The sequence below is a fragment of the Streptomyces oceani genome, assembly GCF_001751245.1.
In the GTDB taxonomy this organism is placed as follows: Bacteria; Actinomycetota; Actinomycetes; order Streptomycetales; family Streptomycetaceae; genus Streptomyces; species Streptomyces oceani.
The window spans coordinates 167,163-185,965 of the sequence record NZ_LJGU01000148.1; the positions used below are offsets into that span (position 1 = coordinate 167,163).

The 18,803-nt window shown below is 72.3% G+C and carries 13 protein-coding genes and 1 pseudogene; 13 read left to right on the forward strand and 1 reads right to left on the reverse strand.

Going from position 1 to position 18,803, the window contains the following annotated elements; translation table 11 throughout:
• The first annotated feature begins 416 nt into the window (after positions 1–416).
• The 9 genes from pdhA (AN216_RS22525) (at position 417) to AN216_RS22565 (ending at position 10,905) form a co-directional block, all read left to right on the forward strand.
• Complete coding sequence (gene pdhA, locus AN216_RS22525) at positions 417–1,634, forward strand: pyruvate dehydrogenase (acetyl-transferring) E1 component subunit alpha (RefSeq protein WP_070198557.1); 1,218 nt, start codon at positions 417–419, stop codon at positions 1,632–1,634.
• Positions 1,631–2,716 carry an alpha-ketoacid dehydrogenase subunit beta gene (locus AN216_RS22530; RefSeq protein WP_070198528.1) on the forward strand — a complete coding sequence of 362 codons (1,086 nt, stop codon included), beginning with the start codon at positions 1,631–1,633 and terminating at the stop codon, positions 2,714–2,716. Before pdhA (AN216_RS22525) ends, AN216_RS22530 begins: the two co-directional genes overlap by 4 nt.
• The gene (locus tag AN216_RS22535) at positions 2,716–4,329 is read left to right on the forward strand and encodes a dihydrolipoamide acetyltransferase family protein (RefSeq protein ID WP_070198529.1); all 1,614 of its coding nucleotides are present in this window, start codon (positions 2,716–2,718) and stop codon (positions 4,327–4,329) included. Before AN216_RS22530 ends, AN216_RS22535 begins: the two co-directional genes overlap by 1 nt.
• Before the next feature lie 108 nt (positions 4,330–4,437).
• Entirely contained in the window at positions 4,438–5,319 is an 882-nt protein-coding gene (locus tag AN216_RS22540; RefSeq protein WP_070198558.1) for an NTP transferase domain-containing protein, read from the forward strand.
• Positions 5,316–7,334 (forward strand): molybdopterin molybdotransferase MoeA, encoded by a 2,019-nt coding sequence (locus tag AN216_RS22545; protein WP_070198530.1) that lies wholly within the window; start codon positions 5,316–5,318, stop codon positions 7,332–7,334. The genes AN216_RS22540 and AN216_RS22545 overlap by 4 nt, the downstream gene beginning before the upstream one ends.
• Positions 7,335–7,441: 107 nt before the next feature.
• Positions 7,442–8,503 (forward strand): potassium channel family protein, encoded by a 1,062-nt coding sequence (locus tag AN216_RS22550; protein WP_170843193.1) that lies wholly within the window; start codon positions 7,442–7,444, stop codon positions 8,501–8,503.
• Positions 8,504–8,564: 61 nt separating this feature from the next.
• Positions 8,565–9,542: an NAD(P)H-quinone oxidoreductase gene (locus tag AN216_RS22555; RefSeq protein ID WP_070198531.1), complete on the forward strand. Its 978-nt coding sequence runs from the start codon at positions 8,565–8,567 to the stop codon at positions 9,540–9,542.
• 192 nt (positions 9,543–9,734) lie between these two features.
• Entirely contained in the window at positions 9,735–10,286 is a 552-nt protein-coding gene (locus AN216_RS22560) for a hypothetical protein (RefSeq protein ID WP_070198532.1), read from the forward strand.
• 46 nt (positions 10,287–10,332) lie between these two features.
• The gene (locus AN216_RS22565; RefSeq protein ID WP_070198533.1) at positions 10,333–10,905 is read left to right on the forward strand and encodes a bacterial proteasome activator family protein; all 573 of its coding nucleotides are present in this window, start codon (positions 10,333–10,335) and stop codon (positions 10,903–10,905) included.
• A gap of 197 nt (positions 10,906–11,102) precedes the next feature.
• On the opposite strand, the gene AN216_RS22570 is transcribed toward AN216_RS22565, so the two are convergent.
• A complete protein-coding gene (locus tag AN216_RS22570; RefSeq protein ID WP_070198534.1) occupies positions 11,103–12,767 on the reverse strand; it encodes a protein kinase domain-containing protein in 1,665 nt (554 codons plus the stop codon).
• A gap of 411 nt (positions 12,768–13,178) precedes the next feature.
• On the opposite strand from AN216_RS22570, the pseudogene AN216_RS22575 reads away from it, so the two are divergent.
• From AN216_RS22575 to AN216_RS22590, 4 genes and pseudogenes are all read left to right on the forward strand, one after another.
• Positions 13,179–14,822: pseudogene (locus tag AN216_RS22575) on the forward strand (protein kinase domain-containing protein); the annotation flags it as partial.
• 1,038 nt (positions 14,823–15,860) lie between these two features.
• A complete protein-coding gene (pdhA, locus tag AN216_RS22580; RefSeq protein ID WP_070198535.1) occupies positions 15,861–17,099 on the forward strand; it encodes a pyruvate dehydrogenase (acetyl-transferring) E1 component subunit alpha in 1,239 nt (412 codons plus the stop codon).
• Between the two features lie 2 nt (positions 17,100–17,101).
• The gene (locus tag AN216_RS22585) at positions 17,102–18,082 is read left to right on the forward strand and encodes an alpha-ketoacid dehydrogenase subunit beta (protein ID WP_070198536.1); all 981 of its coding nucleotides are present in this window, start codon (positions 17,102–17,104) and stop codon (positions 18,080–18,082) included.
• Positions 18,083–18,103: 21 nt separating this feature from the next.
• Positions 18,104–18,803 (forward strand): biotin/lipoyl-containing protein (locus AN216_RS22590; RefSeq protein ID WP_170843194.1); only part of this gene is annotated, 700 nt, incomplete at its 3' end.

Below are 18,803 nucleotides of genomic sequence, written 5' to 3' on the forward strand. Positions count from 1 at the left end.
CGAACGGCGGCCCGCGGCTCCATCGGGCCGGTCGCCCGGGTCGCTCGGGCTGCTCGGGTCGCCGGGGCCTCCCGCGGGTGTTGGGGGCGCCGCGGGTGTGCGGGGCGTCTCCTGCCGGCCCGCGATGTGGCGGTCGTCGGACCGGGGACTGGCCATTTGTTCGTCCGGCATCGGGTGTGGCTCCCCCTCCGTGGACAAGTTGGCCCCATGGAACGACCTGTTGGGCAGTTTGTCCACAGGCTGCGGAGGCGGGTAGCCAAAGTGTGCTGGCGACCGAACAATCGGTTGGGAGGCTCGTTCGGACGAGGCGAGGCACCGCACCATGCGGCGGACGCCGTGCGGCGCCTGGCCCGGACAACGCTCACCATGCCCGTAGGGACGCTACGGACTGGCGACCACACGAGGAGGTGCTCATCATGACGGTTCTTGAGCAGCCCGGTGCCTATCACCTCGCCCCGCCGCCCGCCTGGCGGCCCCGGCTGGACCCCGCCCCGCTGCTGCCGGACGGTGAGCCGTACCACCTGCTGGGCACCGAAGCCGATCTCGACCCGGAGCTGCTCTCCCGCCTGCACGCGGGGGTGGTGCGTGGCAGACGGTTCAACGAGCAGGCCACCGCCCTCACGAAGCAGGGCCGGCTGGCCGTCTATCCGTCCTCCACCGGCCAGGAGGCGGCCGAGGTGGCGGCGGGGCTGGTGTTGGCCGAGCAGGACTGGCTCTTCCCGAGCTATCGGGACACCCTCGCCGCCGTCGCACGCGGCCTGGACCCGGTCGAGGTGCTGTCGTTGCTTCGTGGCGACTGGCACAGCGGATACGACCCGCGTGCGACCCGGGTGGCGCCGCTGTCCACCCCCCTCGCCACCCAACTCCCGCACGCCGTGGGGCTGGCGCACGCCGCGCGGCTGCGCGGGGACGACACGGTCGCGCTGGCCATGGTGGGAGACGGGGGCACCAGCGAGGGCGATTTCCACGAGGCGCTGAACTTCGCCGCGGTGTGGCAGTCCCCGGTGGTGTTCCTCGTGCAGAACAACGGCTTCGCGATCTCCGTGCCGCTCGCCAAGCAGACTGCGGCCCCCTCGCTCGCGCACAAGGCGGTGGGGTACGGCATGCCGGGCCGGCTGGTCGACGGGAACGACGCCGCCGCCACCCACCAGGTGCTCGGTGAGGCGATCGAGCGGGCGCGCGAGGGGGGCGGGCCGACGCTCGTGGAGGCCGTCACCTACCGCATGGAGGCACACACCAACGCGGACGACGCGAGCCGGTATCGCAGCAGCGAAGAGGTGGAGCACTGGCGTGCGCACGACCCAATAGCGCTGCTCGAGCGGGAGCTGCGCGCTCTGGGCCGGTTGGACGAGCACACGGTGGAGGCGGTGCGCGCGGACGCCGAGGACATGGCGGCCGGGATGCGGGACCGGATGAACGCCGACCCTGTGCTGTGCCCGACGGAGCTCTTCGAGCACGTGTACGACCAGCGGACGCCGCAGCTGCGGGAGCAGTCGGCCCTGTTGCGGGCGGAGTTGGCGGCCGATGAGGAGCTTGCCGCCGAGACGGCCGCCGGCGGGACGGGCGCCGAGCGGGCGGGCGTTCCGTCTGGCGCGGACGAGGGCGTACGCCGCCCGGGGAGCGAGACGCGATGAGCACCGTGGAGACGATCAGCGCGGCGGATGGCACCACCGCGGCACGCAAGCCGGTGACCATGGCCCAGGCGCTCAACCAAGCCCTGCGCGACGCCATGCTGGAGGACCCGACCGTCCACCTCATGGGCGAGGACATCGGCACCCTCGGCGGGGTGTTCCGGGTGACGGACGGGCTGGCCGCGGAGTTCGGCGAGGACCGCTGCACGGACACTCCGCTCGCCGAGGCCGGCATCCTGGGTTCGGCGATCGGGATGGCGATGTACGGTCTGCGGCCGGTCGTGGAGATGCAGTTCGACGCCTTCGCGTATCCGTCCTTCGAGCAACTGGTCTCGCACGCCGCCCGGATGCGGAACCGCACCCGGGGTGCGCTGCCGATGCCGATCACGGTGCGCGTGCCGTATGGCGGTGGCATCGGCGGGGTCGAGCACCACAGTGACTCCTCCGAGGCGTACTACATGGCGACACCCGGGCTCCAGGTGGTCACTCCGGCCACCGTCGCGGACGCGTACGGCCTGCTGCGCGCGGCCATCGTCGCCGAGGACCCGGTGATCTTCATGGAGCCCAAGCGGCTCTACTGGGGCAAGGCGGACTGGTCGTCGGCGGAGCCGGAGCGGGTGCCACCGATCGGTCGCGCGGTGGTGCGCCGCCGGGGTGCCTCGGCCACGCTGATCACCTACGGACCCTCGGTGCCGGTGTGCATGGCGGCGGCGGAGGCAGCCCGCGCGGAGGGCTGGGACCTGGAGGTGGTCGACCTGCGTTCGCTGGTGCCGTTCGACGACGTGACGGTGGCCGAGTCGGTCCGGCGCACCGGCCGCGCTGTGGTCGTGCACGAGTCGGCGGGCTTCGGCGGGCCGGGCGGGGAGATCGCCGCGCGGATCACGGAGCGCTGCTTCCACCATCTGGAGGCGCCGGTGCTCCGGGTCACGGGCTTCGACATCCCCTACCCGCCGCCTATGCTGGAGAGTCATCATCTGCCGGGCGTCGAGCGTGTGCTGGACGCGGTCGGGCGGTTGCAGTGGGAGAGCGACTGGACGGCGTCCGGTGTCAGTTCGGCGGGCGGCTTCGAAGGTGGCGGTGAGTGATGGCTGAGGTTCGTGAGTTCGCGCTCCCCGACCTGGGAGAAGGGCTGACGGAGGCCACCGTGGTGCGGTGGCTGGTGGCCGTCGGTGACGTGGTCGCGACCGATCAGACCGTCGTGGAGGTGGAGACGGCCAAGGCCATGGTGGACGTGCCCTGTCCGCACGCCGGCGTGATCACCGGACGGTACGGCTCCGAGGGTGACGAGATCATGGTGGGGACACCACTCGTGGCGGTGGCTGTGGACGCCGCGGAGCAGTCCGTCGTGCCTTCGGAGAGCGACGCCGCCCCGGGGGCGAACGGCGCGTCGGGGAGCCAGCGAGCGGAGGACTCACCGGCAGCCCGGGAGCCGGCAGCCCGGGAGCCGGACGCGGATCCTGGCGGTTCGGGGAACGTCCTCGTGGGATACGGCACCGTGGGCGAGTCGCGGCCAGGCGCACGTCGCCGCCGGCGGGTGCTGGTGCCCGATCCTGACGCGACGGGCTCACACGGGGCGGTGGCCGGAGGCGTGACGGCCGGGCAGCCGGACGATCCGGCGCGGGTCGGCGGTGAGGCCACCGGAGGCTCGACACCGCCGGTGGAAGACATCCCGCCCGGGACGATCGACGGTGGCGGCCGGCACGGCGGTGCCGCTTCACGCGGCCCACGCGATCCACGCGGGCGGGGCCAAGCAGTCGAGCCGCCCCCGGGGCGGGCGGAAAGCAAGCCTCCGGTCGCGGTCATCTCGCCACTCGTGCGCCGGATCGCCCGGGAGCACGGCATCGATCTGCGGGGCGTCGTCGGTTCCGGCCCGGACGGCCTGGTGCTGCGGGCCGATGTCGAGCGAGTCGTGCGGGACCGGGGGCAGCGGCCGGCCGGACCGACCGACGCCGATGCGCTTGCCACCGCTCCGTTCGAAGCAGCCACCAGCAGCGCGCCGGCCGCCGTCCTCGGCGGGACCCGGGTGCCGTTGCGGGGCATGCGTGGCGCGGCGGCCGAGAAGCTCACCCGTAGCCGTCGGGAGATACCAGACGCCACCTGCTGGGTGGACGCCGACGCCACGGGGTTGCTGGCGACCCGCAGGACCCTCAACTCCGCCGGCTCGGGGATCCCCCTGTTGGCGCTGTTGGCCCGGATCTGCACGGCGGCCCTGGCCCGGTATCCCGAACTGAACTCCACCGTGGACACCGCTGCGCACGACATCGTCCGACTCGACGCAGTTCACCTCGGCTTCGCGGCGCAGACCGATCGCGGGCTGGTCGTGCCCGTCGTGCGGGACGCGCACGCGCGCAACACCGAGCAGCTCGCCGAGGAGATGACCCGGCTCACCGAGGCCGCCCGGGCGGGCAAGCTCTCTCCGGCGGAGCTGACCGGCGGCACGTTCACCCTCAACAACTACGGCGTGTTCGGAGTGGACGGCTCCACGCCGATCATCAACCATCCCGAGGCCGGGATGATCGGAGTCGGCCGGATAACCGAGAAGCCGTGGGTGGTGGAGGGGGAGTTGGCCGTGCGGAGCGTCGTGCAGCTGTCGTTCACCTTCGATCATCGAGTGTGCGACGGCGGCACGGCGGGGGGCTTCCTGCGCTATGTCGCGGACTGCGTGGAGCAACCAGCGGTGCTGCTCCGTACCCTCTGAGGGGTGGAGACGTACCCGCCCTCGCCCAGTGGCCCGCCCACGGGTGAGCCCCCGCCCGCAGACTCGCCAGCCAGCGACCGGCCAGCCAGCGACCGGCTGGCCGGTGGGCTGCCGGCGTCCGTACGCCAGTCCCGGGACACTCCGTGGCCGCCGCACGACGTGGTGGTCCTGGCAGGGGGCGCCGCCCGGCGGCTCGGCGGCAGCGACAAGCCGTCCCTCACGGTCGGCGGTCGCCCACTGCTCGACCGAGTGCTCGCGGCCTGCCCCGGCGCGAGTACGACGATCGTGGTCGGCCCGCGCCGCCCGGTGCGCCGCCCGGTGCGCTGGGTACGCGAAGAGCCGCCGGGTGGCGGCCCCCTGGCCGCGCTGGACGCGGGACTCCGGTACGTGACACGGGAAACGGCGCTGGTGCTGTCCGCCGACCTGCCGTTCCTGCACCCGAGCACCGTTCGGAGCCTGCTGGACATGGGCGGTGAGGAAGCCGCGGTCGTCCATGACGGTCGCGACCAGCCACTCGTAGCCGCCTACCGCACCGAACCGCTGAGGCGTGAACTCGCCCTGCTCCGCACCGAGTACGGCCCGCTCACCGGTCTGCCCCTGCGGTTGCTGCTGCCCGAGCTGCGGCTGCGGCGCGTCCCGGCGGCCGACGCGGGGGACTGCGACACCTGGGAGGACCTCGTCGCCGCCCGGGCCAGGATCAGGGACCATGGCACGGTGCTCGATGAATGGACGACCGCGGTAGCCGAAGAACTGGGCATCAGTCCCGAGCTGGACGTTGACGCTCTGCTGGACCTCGCGCGGGACGCCGCGCATGGCGTGGCGCGCCCGGCCGCGCCCCTGACCACGTTCCTGGTGGGATACGCCGCGGCCACCCGGGGCGGCTCCGCGCAGGACATCGCGGACGCCTCCCGAGCCGCCGCGCGGCTGGCTGAGCGTTGGGCGGCCGAGACCGGCCCCGGAGCCACTGGCGAGGAAACGAGCGGGGCATGAGTGATCCGGACGAGTTCGACGAGGCGATGGCGGTCGCGAACGGCACCCCGACGTACCGTCCTCAACCGCGCCCCAGCGAGGGGGTCGAGGACGACCTGCTGCCCGACTGGCTCAGCACCGGACGCACCGCGGACCGGGCCAGTCGCCCGAGTCACACCAGCCGACCGAGCCGCTCTGCTGGCCGTTCCGGAGGTACCGGCGCGGCCGCCCCCTCCCGGCCTGGCCGCGCTGAGGCCGGCCGCGCCGAGCGCTCCGAGCGTGGCGGTACGCAGCGGGACGGGGCGCGGCATGCCGGCCCGGCGGCGGTCGATCCATGGGAAGCCATCTCCCGCACGGACGGGAAGGCACCCGGGTTCGCGTCTCCGGCGGGCGGAAAGCCGGACGCCGGCGCCGCCGCTCCGAAGGACACGGAGCTGACCCGTGACGAGGAAGGACCGGCCGACCCGCACGGTGAGCGGCGCGCAGGCCCCGCGCCGGCGCCGGACGCGCCCCCGGTAGCGTCCGATCCGGCCGCGGGCACAGCCGCGGCCTCAGCACCGGCCACCGGAGGTGCCGAGGGGCGGACGGACGGCCCGGCGCGACCCCCGGCCGTCTCCTGGTCGGAGGCACGAGCCCGGGCCGCCCGTGCGGCCCGCCCGGCCCGGCCCGGCACGTTGCCGTTGGACAGCGCGCTGGACCACGTCCTGGCCGAGCCCGTCGTGGCGACCACCGACCTGCCGGCCTTCGACAGTTCCGCGATGGACGGCTGGGCGGTGTCCGGACCGGGGCCCTGGCAGATCCTCAGCGCCGACACCCCCGCCGACACCCCCGCCGACCCGCCGCACGTAGCGGCCCCGCACGTGCAGGCCCCCCATGCGGACTCCCCCCGCGCGCAGGTCGCCGGTGCCGGTCTCCTGGCCGGCGACCCGCCCGCCGCCGACCTCCCGGACGGCCACGCCCTACGGATCGCCACCGGCGCCCGGGTGCCGCATGGCGCGACCGCCGTGCTCCGCAGTGAACGTTCCCGCGTGCGTGGCGAGCGGCTGCACCTGGGCCCGGACGCGCCCACTGGCAGTGCGGCACACGGCGCCGACGTACGTCCACGTGGCCAGGAGTGCCGCTCCGGGGACCAGCTCGTCGCCGCCGGTACGCCCGTGACACCCGCCGTGCTGGGATTGGCGGCGGCAGCCGGTCACGACGAGCTGACCGTCCTCCCCCGACCGCGCGCCGAAGTGCTGGTGCTCGGGGCGGAGTTGCTGCGGCGGGGCCGTCCGCGGGAAGGGATGGTCCGGGACGCCCTCGGCCCCATGGTCGGCCCCTGGCTGACCTCCCTGGGTGCCGAGGTACTGGTGACCAGACGGCTCGGCGACGACGTGGAGGCGCTGCACGAAGCGGTTGCCACCAGCACAGCGGACCTGTTGGTGACCACCGGCGGTACGGCCGCCGGGCCGGTGGATCACGTACGTCCCACGCTCGATCGCCTCGGCGCCCGGCTGCTGGTGGACGGCGTGGCCGTGCGGCCGGGGCACCCCATGCTGCTCGCGGAGCTGCCCCCCGCGCCCGCCCCCACGGGCGGGGGCTCGAGCCGGGAGAGCCGGTACCTCATCGGTCTGCCGGGCAACCCGTTGGCCGCGGTGGCCGGGCTGGTGACGCTGGCCGGCCCGCTGGTCCGTACGCTCGCGGGCCACCCGGCCGCGCTCGCGGACCGCGCCGACGGCCCCGACCGCCCCGTTCACCTCGACGGCCCGGACCACCCCGACCGTCGTGCCCATCCCGACCACCTCTCCGGCGCCCGGCCGTGGACCCACTTCGCCGTACGGGAGCGGGCCGCCCTCACCGCAGCCCAGCGGGGGCATCCGCGCGACACCCAGCTCGTGCCGGTCCACCGCCCTGGCGGCGCCGGCACGGAGGCGAGTCCGGTGCCGTACACCGGTCCGGCCATGCTGCGCGGCATCGCGGCCGCGACACATCTGGCCGTCGTTCCGCCCGGGGGCCTCCCCGCCGGCACGGCCGCCGAGCTGCTGGACCTTCCGTGACGGGCGGTCGTCCGACATCGGAACCACGACAGCCGAACCCCCTCTGGAAGGCCCTGCTCACGGGGCGACAGCGGGAAACCGGGGCCGGGCGCCTCGACGCGCGGACGTTGACCACGCCGAACTTGGGCGCCGGCGGGCGGGAGGCGGCCGACCAGCACATCCAGCTTCCGCAGCCCTCCGTCGGCCCGTTGCGGCAGGTCGCGCGGCGACTGCTCGCGGCGACGCTGGTGTTGGCGATAACCGTGCTGTTGGTGTATTTCGGCCGGGACGGCTACACGGACAACCACGATGACTCGGTCTCCTTCCTGGACAGCTTCTACTACACCACCGTCACGCTCTCCACCACCGGGTACGGCGACATCGCCCCCGTCTCCGACAGCGCTCGGATCGTCAATATCCTGCTGATCACCCCGCTACGGGTGCTCTTCCTGATCATCCTGGTGGGCACGACACTCGAGGTGCTCACGGAACGCACCCGTGAGCAGTGGCGTCAGGCGCGCTGGAGGTCTGCCTTGCGTGATCACACGGTCATCGTCGGCTTCGGCACCAAGGGCCGTTCCGCGACGGAGACGCTGCTCTCCACCGGTACGGCCAAGGAACGGCTGGTGCTGGTCGATCCGAGCCACCACGTCATCAAGCTCGCCGCCGAGGAGGGCTTCGCCGGCGTGATCGGCGACGCCACCCGCAACGACGTGCTCGCCCGAGCGGAGGTGCAGCGCGCGAAGCAGATCGTCGTCGCACCACAGCGCGACGACACCGCCGTGTTGGTCATCCTGACGGCGCGGCAGGTCAATCCCCGGCTGCGGATCATCGCCGCCGTCCGCGAGGCGGAGAACGCCCCGCTGCTACGGCAGTCCGGCGCGGACGCGGTGATCACCAGCTCCAGCGCGGCCGGTCGGCTGCTCGGCCTGTCCGTGCTCAGCCCGAACGCCAGCTCGGTGATGCAGGACCTGATCCAACAGGGCACCGGTCTCAGCCTGCGGGAACGCCCGGTCACCAAGGCGGAGTCGGGGCATTCCCCGCGCGAGTGCCAGGACCTGGTGGTGACCGTCGTACGCGGGCACCGGCTGCTCGACTTCGACAATCCCGACGCCGATCCGCTGCAACTGACCGATCGCGTGGTGGTCATTCACCGGTCGACGCCGCAGCCGGACACGGAAGGGGCCTGACCCGCCGGACCCGTCCCGGTGGGGCGCGCGCCGTGCCCGCCGGCGGGGTAGCGTCGGCCGCATGCATGCGATCACGATTCCCGAGCCGGGCGGTCCGGAAGCTCTCGTCTGGGCCGAGGCCCCCAACCCGGTGCCCGGCGAGGGCGAGGTGCTCATCGACATCGCCGCCAGCGCGGTCAACCGCGCGGATCTGCTGCAGCGACAGGGCCTCTACGACCCGCCGCCCGGCATGTCGCCGTACCCGGGGCTCGAGTGCGCGGGACGGATCAGCGCACTCGGTCCGGGCGTGGCGGGTTGGGCGGTCGGAGACGAGGTGTGCGCGCTGTTGGCGGGCGGCGGATACGCCGAATGCGTCGCGGTGCCCATCGGGCAGTTGCTGCCGGTGCCGGCGGGGCTCGACCTCGTACAGGCCGCCGCGCTGCCGGAAGTGACCTGTACGGTCTGGTCGAACGTCTTCATGATCTCGGAACTGCGGCCCGGCCAGACGCTGTTGGTGCACGGCGGCTCGAGCGGCATCGGCACGATGGCGGTACAACTGGCCGTGACGCTCGGGTCGCGCGTCGCGGTCACGGCCGGCAGCAAGGAGAAGCTGGACCGCTGCGCGGAGCTGGGCGCGGACATCCTGATCAACTACCGCGAGCAGGACTTCGTCGCGGAGTTGCGGGCGGCGACGGACGGTGCCGGGGCCGACGTCATCCTGGACAACATGGGTGCGCGGTACCTCGAGTCGAACGTGCGGGCGCTGGCGACGAGCGGGCGGCTCGCCGTCATCGGCATGCAGGGCGGCGTCAAGGGCGAGTTGAACCTGGGCGCGCTGCTCCGGAAGCGGGGTTCGGTGACGGCGACGTCCCTGCGTGGCCGACCGCCAGCGGAGAAGGCGGAGATCGTCGCGGCGGTGCGGGAGCATGTCTGGCCGCTGCTCGCCGACGGTCGGGTGCGGCCGGTGGTGGACCGTACGCTGCCCATGTGGGAGGCGGCTCAGGCACATCGGGTGCTGGACGAGAGCAAGCATGTCGGGAAGGTCGTACTGACCCGCTGAGCGCTGGCCCGCTGAGCGCCCGAACGGTTTCCCGATCCCCGATCCCGGTCCGTGGCCGACCTGTTGGCTGCGTGCCGCGCGCGCGAGGGGCGCGCACGATGACTCGGCGTCCCGGATGCCGGATTTCGTACGTCATGCAACGCTTGTTGCGGTGACGGTACGGGTGAGGCACCGGGCAAGGGAGGGTCAACCGTGCGTGACGTCCACGACTCCGAGGACCGCCTGCCACCGTCGTACCCGCGCGGACCGCGCCGTGCCGCGAGCCGGCTCCTCGTACCGCTGGCTGGTACGGCGGTGCTGCTGCTGACCACCGTGCCCAGCAGTGCCGCGGCCGGCGGCGCGATGCCCGGCGGCGCGGCCGACCACGCCATGGCTGAGGAAAGCCCTGCGCGCGAAAGCCCTGCGTACGGACACGTGGAGGGCGGGGCCGTCACCGCGGACCGGTCCATATCCGCCCCGCCCGGAGGAAAGCCGGTGGCCTGGAGCCCGGCACCTGTCGTGTCCCCTTCGGATACGTCCGCGGACCGGTCGGCCGGCGCGTCCCCGCACCCGCGAACGGATCCGGACTCCCGCGATCACGCGCGGCGCGACGGCGACTCACCCCACGAGCGGCGCTTCCGGGAGGCGCCCGCCAGTACGCCGGGCTCCGGCGGTCCGTTGCTGCCGGTCCTCCCGCTGGGCGCCGGGCTGGCGTTCCTGGGTCTGGGCCTGGGTTTCCTGGCGCTGCGCCTGCGTCAGCGGTGAACGGACCAGACCGAGCGAGTGGGGTGGCGGGATGCAGAATGGGGGTATGACACAGCCCAGCAATGAACGGTCGCAGGAGAGCCCGCACGTCCTGGTCGTGGGCCCGGACGGAATGGCTCTCGGCAGTGCCGCCCCCAAGGGCGGCGAAGGTGAAGCCGGAGAGCAGGCTGAGGTCCCCGTGACGGAGATGGTCGAGCAGCCAGCGAAGGTCATGCGGATCGGCAGCATGATCAAGCAACTGCTGGAGGAAGTGAAGGCCGCGCCGCTGGACGAGGCGAGCCGGGCCCGGCTCAAGGAGATTCACTCGAGTTCGGTGAAGGAGCTCGAGGACGGGCTCGCGCCGGAGTTGATCGAGGAGTTGGAGCGGCTGTCCCTGCCGTTCACCGATGACAACGTGCCCAGCGACGCCGAACTGCGCATCGCGCAGGCACAGTTGGTGGGCTGGCTGGAGGGGCTGTTCCACGGCATTCAGACGGCCTTGTTCGCGCAGCAGATGGCTGCGCGTTCGCAGCTCGAGCAGATGCGCAGGGCACTGCCGCCGGGCGCGGTCCCGGAGGACATGGTGGAGTCGGAGGCCGAGGCCCCCGGCCACGCCCGTGCGGGTGGTCCGTACCTCTGACTCCAGCGAGCACCTGGCAGGTCCCGCCCCAGCACCGCTGACACACGCCTCCGCCCCCCCCCCGCACGCGATCAGCCGCCTCCCGGCTGTGATCCCGCGCGGAAAGCAGTACGGAAGCAGTACGGCCAGCGCAGCGCACCTCGGTTGCGCTCGCTGGCCGTCTGTCGTCCGTCGCCGGGTCAACGCCCGGCGGGCGGTCAGGGCTTGCCGGTGGAGACCGTCAGCTCGACCTTGTCCTTCTTCGGGTTGAACGCGTCGTAGCTGTCCGGGCTCTGCTCCAGGACGGTGTTCTTGCCCCACTCGTTCTCGTCCTCGTACGTCACGTCGTCGAGGGGCCAACCGGCCGCACGCAGGCACGCCTTCACCGAGGCGAGGTTCTTCTGGGTCAGCTCGGGCATGTTGACGCTGTCCTTGTCGCTGTAGTGCTCCCGCGCGTCGGTGCACTCCTCCGAGTCGATGGTGCGGTTCTTGTTCTCGCCCTTGAAGGTCTCCTTGGCGGTCGGCGTGTTGCCGCTCGTGCCGCCGGAGTCGGTCCCGCCGCCGCCCTTGTCCTCCTGGGAGGAGGCGCTGGGATCGCCGCCGGCCTTGTCCTCGCTGTCCCCGCTGCTCATCGTCACTCCGACGATCACGGCGGTGACGGCGATGATCGCGACCACCGCGGAGCCGACGATCACCGCCATGTTGTTCTTGCCGCCCTGACCGCCGCCGGTGGCCGGGGCGGAGTTCGGCGGCAGGGTCGGCGACGCGCCACCCTGCTGCCCGTACGGACTGACGGTCTGCTGGTTCGGATAGCCGTACGCCGGCGTGGGTGGCGGGGTGGCCGGGGCGTATCCGCCGTACTGGCCGCTCTGGTAGGGCTGTACGCCGCCGGGCGGCGGGGGCGTACTGGTGCCGACGGGCGGGAAGACCGCCTGCCCCAGGCCGGCGCCGCTCGCTCCCGGGCCGCTGCTGACGATGGTCGGCATGGCGTTCGTGGCGGTGCCGGAGCTGGCCACCCGGGAGCACTCGGCGAGCATCACCTCGGCGGAGGGGAAGCGTTCGTTCGGGTTCTTCTTCAGCGCGCGCGCGACCAGCGCGTCCATGGTCTGCGGCACGGACTGGTTGATGGAGGAGGGCATGACCGGCTCCTCCTGCACGTGTGCGTACGCGATGGCCAGGGGGGAGTCGGCGTCGAACGGCAGCCGCCCGGTGACCAGCTCGAAGAGCATGATGCCGACGGAGTACAGGTCGGACCGCGCGTCCACGCCACGTCCCAGCGCCTGCTCCGGGGAGAGGTACTGCGGGGTGCCGACGACCATCCCGGTCTGGGTCATGGAGGTCACCCCCGACTCCATGGCCCGCGCGATGCCGAAGTCCATCACCTTGACCACGCCGCGCCGCGTCACCATGACGTTGCCCGGCTTGATGTCGCGGTGCACGAGGCCCATCTCGTGGCTGACGTCCAGCGCGGCGACCACGTCGCTGACGATCTTCAGCGCCTTGTCCGCCGGCATCGCGCCGAACTGCGCGATGTCCTCGTCCAGCACCGAGCGCAGGGGCTTGCCCTCGACGTACTCCATCACGATGTACGGCACCATCGCGCCGTCGATCTCGTCCTCGCCGGAGTCGAAGACCGAGACGATGTTGGTGTGCGTCAGCTTGGCGACGGACTGCGCCTCGCGGCGGAAGCGCTCCCGGAAGGACTGTTCCCTGCCCAGGTCGGTGTGCAGCGTCTTGACGGCGACCTGCCGGTCGAGGACCGAGTCGTACGCGAGGTAGACCGACGCCATGCCACCGGCGCCGAGCAGACTCTGCAGCTGGAACCGGCCGCCGATGGTGCGCCCGATGTACTGCCCCGCGTCCTGTGCGCCGTCCTGGCTCATCTGACTGCTTCCCCCTTGGCGGCGCGCTGCCGGCGCGTGCTGTCTCGGCGTGACCGTGCCGCTGGACACGGTACGAGGGTCGGCGACGCGACCGTTCGACCGTCGCGCGGGTCCCGCGCGCGAGCCCAGTGGTCCTGACTTACCCGGCCAAGTCTGCCCCAGGGCACCGACACGTCAAGTTCGTTGCCCGTTCCGTAACCGGATGAGCATCGTGTGAGCACATCCAGGAGACGTTCGTCTCATTACCCCCGCATCCGCCCGCCGCGGTCAGCGAACTTGCCAGTCGGGTGCGGCAGCCGATTGGATGGCCCCCTCCGTCCCGTCCCGACCTCCTCCCCCGAGGCGGTAGCCTCCAGGCGGGGAACGGCATATGCAACGCACTACCCGCGGACCGACCAACGGCGAGGACTGATGGCACAGGCGCAAGCCGCAGGGGGCTCTTCGGAGGACCCCGATGCGACGGGCGGGTCTGCGGGCGGCTCGATGCCCGATTCGCCGGAACTATGGGGAAACCGGGGGCTGGTCGGTGACGGCCGCTACCGCTTGACCCGGCGGCTGGGCCGGGGCGGCATGGCCGAGGTGTTCGGCGCCGAGGACCTGCGCCTGGGGCGTACGGTCGCGGTCAAGCTGCTGCGTTCCGATCTCGCTGAGGACCCGGTCTCCAAGGCCCGGTTCACCCGCGAGGCACAGTCCGTGGCGGGGCTGAACCACCATGCCGTGGTGGCGGTGTACGACTCCGGCGAGGAGATCATCGGCGGGAACGTCACGCCGTACATCGTGATGGAGCTGGTCGAGGGGCGGACGATCCGCGACCTGCTGCTCAACGCCGAGGCGCCGCCGCCGGACCAGGCGCTGATCATCGTCTCCGGAGTGCTCGAGGCCCTGGCCTACAGTCACCAGCACGGCATCGTGCACCGGGACATCAAGCCGGCGAACGTCATCATCACCGACGCCGGTGCCGTCAAGGTGATGGACTTCGGCATCGCCCGCGCGCTGCACGGCGCCTCCAACACCATGACCCAGACCGGCATGGTGATGGGGACCCCGCAGTACCTCTCGCCGGAGCAGGCCCTCGGCAAGACCGTCGACACCCGCTCCGACCTCTACGCCACCGGCTGTCTGCTGTACGAACTGCTCACGCTTCGTCCGCCGTTCGTCGGCGAGACGCCACTGTCCGTGGTGTACCAGCACGTGCAGGACGAGGCCGCGCCGCCGTCCGAGGTCTCCGACGCCGTGCCGCCGGAACTGGACGGTCTCGCCATGCGTTCGCTGGCGAAGGAGCCGGACGACCGGTTCCAGAGCGCCGAGGAGATGCGCGGCCTGGTGCAGTATTCCCTGCGCATGCTGTACGAGCAGGGCAGTCACACCGGCGGCCTGTGGAACACCGGCGCGGTGCATCCGGGCGGCTCGACACCGGCGATGGGCGTACCGGGCGCGGCCCCGGGCGGTTCGCGGGACACCTCGCAGATGGGGCCGCCGCTGCTGATGGGGCGTCCGGACCGGGACGACGGCGGTTCACGGTCGGACTCCGGCAGCGGCGGACGTAAGGGGGGCGGCGTCAAGTACGCGCTGATCGCCTTCCTGGTCGTCATAGCGATCGCGGGCGGGATCTTCTACCTGCTCAACGTGAACGGCGACGATCCGCCACCGCCGCCTCCCTCGGACAGCTCCTCGTCCAGCAGTGCGGACAAGGAGACCTCGAACGAGCCCACCGAGCAGCCCACCGAGACCGAGGAGGACCCGGACGACACCACCGGCGGTGGCGAGGACGACTGGACGCCCTCGCCCACGGAGGAGAGCCCGACGGACGACATGGACTCGCCGTCGAACCTCCCCACGAACCTCCCGACGGAGAGCGACTCGAGCACCGACGGTGGCCTGCCCGGTGGCGGCGGTACGGAGACCGGTGGCGCGGACGGCGGTGTGGACGGCGGCCCGACCGGGGAGCCGGACCCGACCGGGGACAACGCGGGCGGCACCGACCCCGGCGACATCGAGGGTGGCGCGGTCGAGGGCGGCGAGGGCGGCGACGAGGCGACCGGCGCTGTACNCGGCGGTTCACGGTCGGACTCCGGCAGCGGCGGACGTAAGGGGGGCGGCGTCAAGTACGCGCTGATCGCCTTCCTGGTCGTCATAGCGATCGCGGGCGGGATCTTCTACCTGCTCAACGTGAACGGCGACGATCCGCCACCGCCGCCTCCCTCGGACAGCTCCTCGTCCAGCAGTGCGGACAAGGAGACCTCGAACGAGCCCACCGAGCAGCCCACCGAGACCGAGGAGGACCCGGACGACACCACCGGCGGTGGCGAGGACGACTGGACGCCCTCGCCCACGGAGGAGAGCCCGACGGACGACATGGACTCGCCGTCGAACCTCCCCACGAACCTCCCGACGGAGAGCGACTCGAGCACCGACGGTGGCCTGCCCGGTGGCGGCGGTACGGAGACCGGTGGCGCGGACGGCGGTGTGGACGGCGGCCCGACCGGGGAGCCGGACCCGACCGGGGACAACGCGGGCGGCACCGACCCCGGCGACATCGAGGGTGGCGCGGTCGAGGGCGGCGAGGGCGGCGACGAGGCGACCGGCGGTGGCACGGGCTGACCCGCCCTGCCACCCGCCGGCACTCGCCCGGTGCCCGCCGGCACGGGCGCCCGCCGGCCGACGCGCACCGAATCAGCCGCCGAACCCGCCGTGAATCAGTCGCCGACCGATCCTCTCGACCGGCTCCGAAATGTCGGCATCATCCGATTCCGACCGCTCCCCCGTCTCACATACTGGCCCCCGTTTGCTCTTCCCGTCCGTGCTGGCCACGGGATACCGTGCGCGTGTCCCCTGCCTTGCGAGGCTGTGACCAGTGATGTTCGCACCCTGCTGCCGATACTTGGATTTCCAAGGAAAATAGCAGGTCAGGCCGCCTTCGCGGATGTGCGGAAGTGCTGGGTAACTTGTTCTTAGCGGGTACGAAACGAGGGGACACCCAGTACCGCTCGGCTCCGCCCGCGACGCACCCAACCCCGTGCGACGTATCGGGGCCTGGCGAGCCGCACTGGCAGCCCGGCGGACCCCGGGGGCCGGACAGACGGAGGAGCATACGTGACCGTGGAAGGCACTGCCGCGCGCAGCACGCCGCGCCGCAGCAGCGGCGGCACCGGGAAGCGCGCGAGCGCGGCCAAGAAGGCGAGCACGACCAAGAGCGCGAGCGCGGCCAAGAAGAAGAAAACGGCCGCCGCGCCCACCGAGCCGCAGCTCGTACAGCTGCTGACCCCCGAGGGCGAGCGGGTCGAGCACCCCGATTACGCCATCGACCCGAGCCCCGAGGAACTACGCGGCCTCTACCGCGACATGGTGCTGACGCGGCGCTTCGACGGGGAGGCCACCGCGCTGCAACGGCAGGGAGAGCTGGGTCTGTGGGCCTCGCTGCTCGGCCAGGAGGCCGCCCAGATCGGTTCCGCCCGGGCGCTGCGGGACGACGACTACGTCTTCCCCACCTACCGCGAGCACGGGGTCGCCTGGTGCCGCGGGGTGGACCCGACGAACCTGCTGGGCATGTTCCGCGGCGTGAACAACGGCGGTTGGGACCCGAACAGCAACAACTTCCACCTCTACACCATCGTCATCGGCTCCCAGACGCTGCACGCCACCGGTTACGCCATGGGCGTCGCCAAGGACGGCGGCGACTCCGCGGTGGTCGCCTACTTCGGGGACGGCGCGAGCAGCCAGGGCGACGTCGCCGAGGCGTTCACCTTCTCCGCGGTCTACAACGCCCCGGTGGTGTTCTTCTGCCAGAACAACCAGTGGGCCATCTCCGAGCCCGCGGAGCGGCAGTCCCGCGTCCCGCTGTACCAGCGCGCGGCCGGCTACGGCTTCCCGGGCGTACGGGTCGACGGCAACGACGTGCTGGCCTGCCTGGCCGTCACCAAGGCCGCGGTCGAGCACGCCCGTTCCGGGCAGGGCCCGATGCTCGTCGAGGCGTTCACCTACCGCATGGGCGCGCACACCACCGCGGACGACCCGACGCGCTATCGGCGCGCCGAGGAGCGGGAGTCCTGGGAGGCCAAGGACCCGATTCAGCGCCTGCGCCTACTGCTGGAGCGGGAGAAGCTGGTCGACCAGGAGTTCCTGGACGGCGTCGAGGAGGAGGCCGACGCGTTGGCCAAGCGGGCCCGCGAGGCCGTACGCGCCATGCCGAACCCGGACAGCATGGCCATGTTCGAGCACGTCTACGCCGACGGCCATTCGCTGGTCGACGAGGAGCGCTCGCAGTACGCGGAGTATCTGGCGTCCTTCGCCACCGAGCCGGAGAGCGGCGCCGCCGCGCAGGGGGGGAAGTGACCATGGCTGGTACGAGGATGCCGATCGCCAAGGCGATCAACGAGGCGTTGCGCGGGGCCATGGAGGACGACGCCAAGGTGCTCGTCATGGGCGAGGACGTGGGCAAGCTCGGCGGGGTCTTCCGGGTCACCGACGGGCTGCAGAAGGACTTCGGCGAGGACCGGGTGATCGACACCCCGCTCGCCGAGTCCGGCATCGTCGGCACCGCGATCGGTCTGGCGCTGAGTGGCTACCGGCCCGTGGTGGAGATCCAGTTCGACGGTTTCGTCTTCCCCGCGTACGACCAGATCGTCACCCAGCTCGCCAAGATGCACGCACGTGCGCTGGGCAAGGTCCGGGTGCCGGTGGTCATCCGGATTCCGTACGCCGGTGGCATCGGCGCGGTGGAGCACCACAGCGAGTCGCCGGAAACGCTCTTCGCGCATGTCGCGGGGCTGAAGTGCGTGTCCCCGTCGAACGCCGCGGACGCGTACTGGATGATGCGGCAGTCCATCGAGTGCGACGACCCGGTGATCTTCTTCGAGCCGAAGCGGCGCTACTGGGACAAGGCCGAGGTGGACACCGAGTCCACGCCGGGCCCGCTGCACGGCGCTCGGATCGCGCGGCAGGGGAGCGACCTGACGCTGGCGGCGTACGGTCCCATGGTGAAGACCTGCCTGGAGGCCGCGAACGCGGCCGAGGAGGAGGGCAGCTCCGTCGAGGTGGTCGACATGCGTTCGATGTCGCCGATCGACTTCGACACCCTCCAGCGATCGGTCGAGCGGACCGGCAGGCTGGTGGTGGTGCACGAGGCGCCGGTGTTCCTCGGTACGGGCTCCGAGGTGGCGGCCCGGATCACGGAACGCTGCTTCTACCACCTGGAAGCGCCGGTCCTGCGGGTCGGCGGCTTCCACGCGCCGTATCCGCCGGCCCGACTGGAGGACGAGTACCTGCCGGGGCTGGACCGGGTGCTCGACGCCGTCGACCGTGCGTTGGCGTACTGAGGATCGAGGAGAGTCGTGATAATGACGAGTACTTCGACCCGTATCCGTGAGTTCCGGATGCCCGACGTGGGCGAGGGACTGACGGAGGCCGAGATTCTCAAGTGGTACGTCCAGCCGGGCGACACGGTGACCGACGGGCAGGTCGTCTGCGAGGTGGAGACCGCGAAGGCGGCGGTCGAGCTGCCGATCCCCTTCGACGGGGCGGTGCAGACACTGGGCTTCGAGGAGGGCACCACGGTCGACGTGGGCACGGTGATCATCACCGTGGACACGGACCCCTCGGCGGGTCCGCCTGCGGAGGCGACCGAGCCGGCCGCCGCTCCCGCAGCCGCCGAGCCGGAAACGGCCGGGTCACCGGCCGCCGAGGAGGCCGGTGCCGGCGAGGGCGGTCGGGAGCCCGTGCTGGTTGGTTACGGCGTCAGCGCCGGCTCCACCAAGCGCCGGCCCCGGAAGCCGCGCCCGGACGAGGGCGCCTCGGGCGGGCAGGCGGAAGCGCCCGCGACGCGGAGCGAGTTGAACGGCCACGCGCCCGCCTTGGACGGCACGACGCCCGCGACGGGACGTCCGCTGGCCAAGCCCCCGGTGCGCAAGCTGGCCAAGGACCTGGGCATCGACCTGGCCACCGTCACCCCGACCGGCCAGGACGGCGTGATCACCCGCGAGGACGTGCACGCCGCGGCGGCGCCGCCGAAGCCGGCGGCCGAGCCGGCGGGCGCGGGCC